Source organism: Streptomyces sp. NPDC047108 (assembly GCF_040643575.1).
Taxonomy (GTDB): Bacteria; Actinomycetota; Actinomycetes; order Streptomycetales; family Streptomycetaceae; genus Streptomyces.
The window spans coordinates 1-4,006 of record NZ_JBEYUP010000045.1 but is presented as its reverse complement, the minus strand read 5'-3'; the positions used below and the strand labels follow the sequence as shown (position 1 = coordinate 4,006).

At 71.6% G+C, this 4,006-nt stretch carries 1 protein-coding gene; it reads left to right on the top strand.

Annotated features, from left to right (window positions below; translation table 11 throughout):
- Positions 1-2: 2 nt before the first annotated feature.
- Positions 3-4,006: SDR family NAD(P)-dependent oxidoreductase (locus ABZ822_RS32490; protein ID WP_360862058.1), on the top strand; the 4,004-nt coding region annotated here is incomplete at its 3' end.

Below are 4,006 nucleotides of genomic sequence, written 5' to 3'. Positions count from 1 at the left end.
GGATGCTGCTGGTGGAGCGGCTTTCCGATGCGCGGCGTCTTGGGCATCGGGTGTTGGCGGTGGTTGCCGGGTCGGCGGTGAATCAGGATGGTGCGAGCAATGGTTTGACGGCGCCGAATGGTCCGTCGCAGCAGCGGGTGATTCGTGCGGCGTTGTCGTCGGCGGGGGTGTCGGCGGCGGATGTGGATGCGGTGGAGGCGCATGGCACGGGGACCACTCTGGGTGATCCGATCGAGGCGCAGGCGTTGTTGGCGACGTATGGTCAGGGTCGTGAACGGCCTTTGTGGCTGGGGTCGGTGAAGTCGAACATCGGTCATACGCAGGCTGCTGCGGGTGTTGCCGGTGTGATCAAGATGGTGCTGGCGATGCGGCACGGGGTGTTGCCGCGGACGTTGCATGCGGAGGAGCCGTCGTCGCATGTGGACTGGACGGCCGGTTCGGTGGAGCTGCTGTCCGAGCAGCGGGACTGGCCCAGCACGCAGGACCGCACACGCCGCGCCGCCGTATCCGCGTTCGGCGTGAGCGGCACCAACGCCCATGCGGTGATCGAGGAGGCGCCCCACGAGGACCTTCCCGAGAGCCGTGAGAGCTCCGAGAGCTCCGAGAGCCGCGAGACCCCCGCCGCCGACGACTCCGCGCCCGCCATTCCTCCCGCGACATCGCGGACACCGCCCCGCGTGCTCCCCTGGGTGCTGTCCGCCCGTACCCCCGAGGCCCTGCCCGCCCAGGCCGCGCGACTCCTCGCGCACCTGAGGGAGCACCCCGGTGCCACCCCGCTCGACCTCGCCTGGTCGCTCGCCGCCCACCGATCGGCGCTGCCGTACCGGGCCGCCGTCATCGGCATCGGCACCGATCGCGTCGAACTCGTCGACGCCCTGACCGCGTTCGCGGAGGCCGACCGTGCCGACGGCATCGTCACGGGAATCGCCGAGCCGGACGGCCGTACGGCGTTCCTCTTCGCGGGCCAGGGTTCCCAGCGGCTCGGCATGGGACGGGAGTTGTACGAGGAGTACGCGGTCTTCGCGGATGCCTTCGACGCCGTCTGCGCACATGTCGATCAGGAGCTCGGACGCCCCCTGCGGGAGGTGGTGTTCGGCGAGGACGCGGAGCTGCTGAACCGTACGGAGTACGCGCAGCCCGCGTTGTTCGCGCTCGAGGTGGCGTTGTTCCGGCTGCTGGAGAGCTGGGGCGTACGGCCGGATGCGTTGCTGGGGCACTCGATCGGTGAGTTGGCTGCGGCGCATGTGGCCGGTGTGTGGTCGCTGGCCGACGCGTGCCGTCTCGTGGCGGCCCGGGGCCGGTTGATGCAGGCGTTGCCCGAGGGCGGGGCGATGGTCGCCCTTGAAGCGGCGGAGGATGAGGTACTTCCGCTGCTGGAGGGGCGGGACGGCGAGGTCGGGATCGCGGCGGTCAACGGACCGCGATCGGTGGTGGTTTCGGGTGCTGCCGAGGCGGTGGAGGAGGTCGCGGAGCGTTTCCGTGCGGAGGGCCGGAAGGTCTCTTCGCTGCGGGTGAGTCATGCGTTCCACTCGCCGTTGACGGAGCCGATGCTGGAGGAGTTCCGGCAGGTCGCCGAGAGTCTGGAGTACGGGGATCCGGCCATCGCGATCGTGTCCGACGTCACGGGCACGGCCGCCACTGCCGAGGAGCTGCGTTCCCCGGACTACTGGGTGCGGCATGTGCGTGAGCCGGTCCGCTTCGCCGACGGCGTACGGGCCCTGGCCGCCCGCGGAACCACCCGCTACCTGGAACTCGGCCCCGACGGCACCCTCACCGCCCTGGCGCAGGCGTGCCCGGAAGCCGTCGCCGCACCGGACACCGGAGCCACCGGGAGCCCTCTGTTCGCGGCGGCCCTCCGCAAGGACAGGAACGAACCGGTCAGTGCCGTCACGGCGCTCGCCCGCCTGCACACCCACGGCGCCGACATCGCCTGGGACGCCGTCCTCCCCGGCGGGCGCCGGGTCGAGCTGCCCCTGTACGCCTTCCGGCATCAGCGCTACTGGCTCGCGGACCAGAGCCGTCCCGCCACGGACGGTGGCGACCACGGCGAACTGCACGGCAACGCCGCCGAGACCGAGTTCTGGAACGCCGTCGAGCGCGGAGACCTCGGCTCGTTGGCCGCATCGCTGGGTCTTGCAGAGGAGTCCCTGAACGATCTCGTACCCGCCCTCTCGTCCTGGCGTCGCCTTCGCCAGGAACGCTCCCGCGCGGACCAGTGGCTGTACCGGGCACAGTGGAAGCCGCTCGACCCGTCCTCGGACGCAGCGCTCTCCGGCCGCTGGCTCGTCCTCGTCCCGGAGAGTTCGGGCCCGGACGCCGACGCCGTCGTGGCGGAGCTCGCCGCTCGCGGTGCGGACCCCGTGGTCGTCGAACTTCCCGCGATACCCGAACGGGCCTCCCTCGCAGCGCAGTTGGCGGATCTCACCTCCGGCGACGTCTCCGGGGTCGTCCTCGGCGCCGCGACGACCGGAGCCACCGGAACGACCGAAGCCACTGGAACGACCGGAACGACCGCGACCGCTGATGATGTGGCCCGGACATGCGCCGCGACAGCCGTTGCGCTGCAGGCGCTCGGTGACGCGGGTGTGGGCGGTCGGGTGTGGGTGCTGACGCGCGGTGGTGTGTCGGTGGGGCGTTCGGACGGTGCTGCTGATCCCGGGCAGGGTGCGGTGTGGGGTCTGGGCCGGGTGGCGGCGCTGGAGTATCCGGACCGCTGGGGCGGGCTGATCGACCTCCCCGAAGCCCTCGACCGTCGCACCACGAACCGACTTGCCGCGGTCCTCGCCGGTGGGGCCCCCGCCGAGGACCAGATCGCGCTCCGGGCGTCGGGTGTGTTCGGTCGTCGGCTGACCCGGGTGTCGCCGAGCGCGACCGCGGGGGAGGACGAGGCGGGTTGGCGTCCTCGGGGGACGGTGTTGATCACGGGTGGTACGGGTGCGCTGGGTGCTCGCGTGGCTCGCTGGGCTGCTGCGCAGGGTGCCACGGGCTTGGTGCTCGTCAGTCGTCGGGGCCTGGATGCTCCGGGTGCGTCCGAGTTGCGGGATGAACTCGTGGAGCTGGGCGTCGGGGTGGCGGTTGTCGCCTGCGATGTGGCCGATCGTGCGGCGTTGGCGGCGGTGTTGGCTGAGCATCCGGCAGACGCTGTGGTGCATACGGCGGGTGTGCTGGACGACGGTGTGATCGATGCGTTGACACCGGAGCGGTTCGCGTCGGTGATGCGGACGAAGGCGCTGGGCGCGCTGCATCTGGACGAACTGACCCGCGACAGCGACCTGTCCGCGTTCGTCCTCTTCTCCTCCTTCGCGGGGAGCATCGGGGCGGCCGGCCAGGGCAACTACGCGGCGGCGAACGCCTTTCTCGACGCGCTGGCCGAGCGGCGACGGGCGGCGGGTCTCCCGGCCACGTCGATCGCGTGGGGTCCCTGGGCCGACGGCGGCATGGCCGACGACACCGGGTCCACCTCGCGGATGCGCCGTGGCGGAATCGTTCCGCTCGACGCCGCGGCAGCCACGGACGTCCTCGCCCGTATCGCCTCAACCGGCACGGCCTCCGTGATCGTCGCCGACATCCACTGGGCCGACTTCGCGCCTGCCTTCACCATGACGCGTCCGAGCCCGCTGATCGCGTCACTGCCGGAAGCCCGCGCGGCCATCGACGGCGCTACGACGACCTCCGAGCGCATCGGACGCGACGACCGTGCCGGACTGCTCGGCCGACTGACCGGCCTCACCCCGGCCGAACAGGACCGCGTCCTGCTGGAAACCGTGCAGGCCTGCGCCGCCGCGGTCCTCGGCTACGCCGGCCCCGACGCCGTCTCCGCGGACCGCGCCTTCCGCGACCTGGGTATCGATTCCCTCACCGCCGTCGAACTCCGCAACGGCCTCGCGGCCCTGACGGGCGTATCCGGCCTGGCCGCGACGGTGGTGTTCGACTATCCGACGCCGGTGGCGCTGGCTCGGTATCTGCGGGAGCAACTGCTCGGTGATGTGGGTGAGTCGGCGCCTGA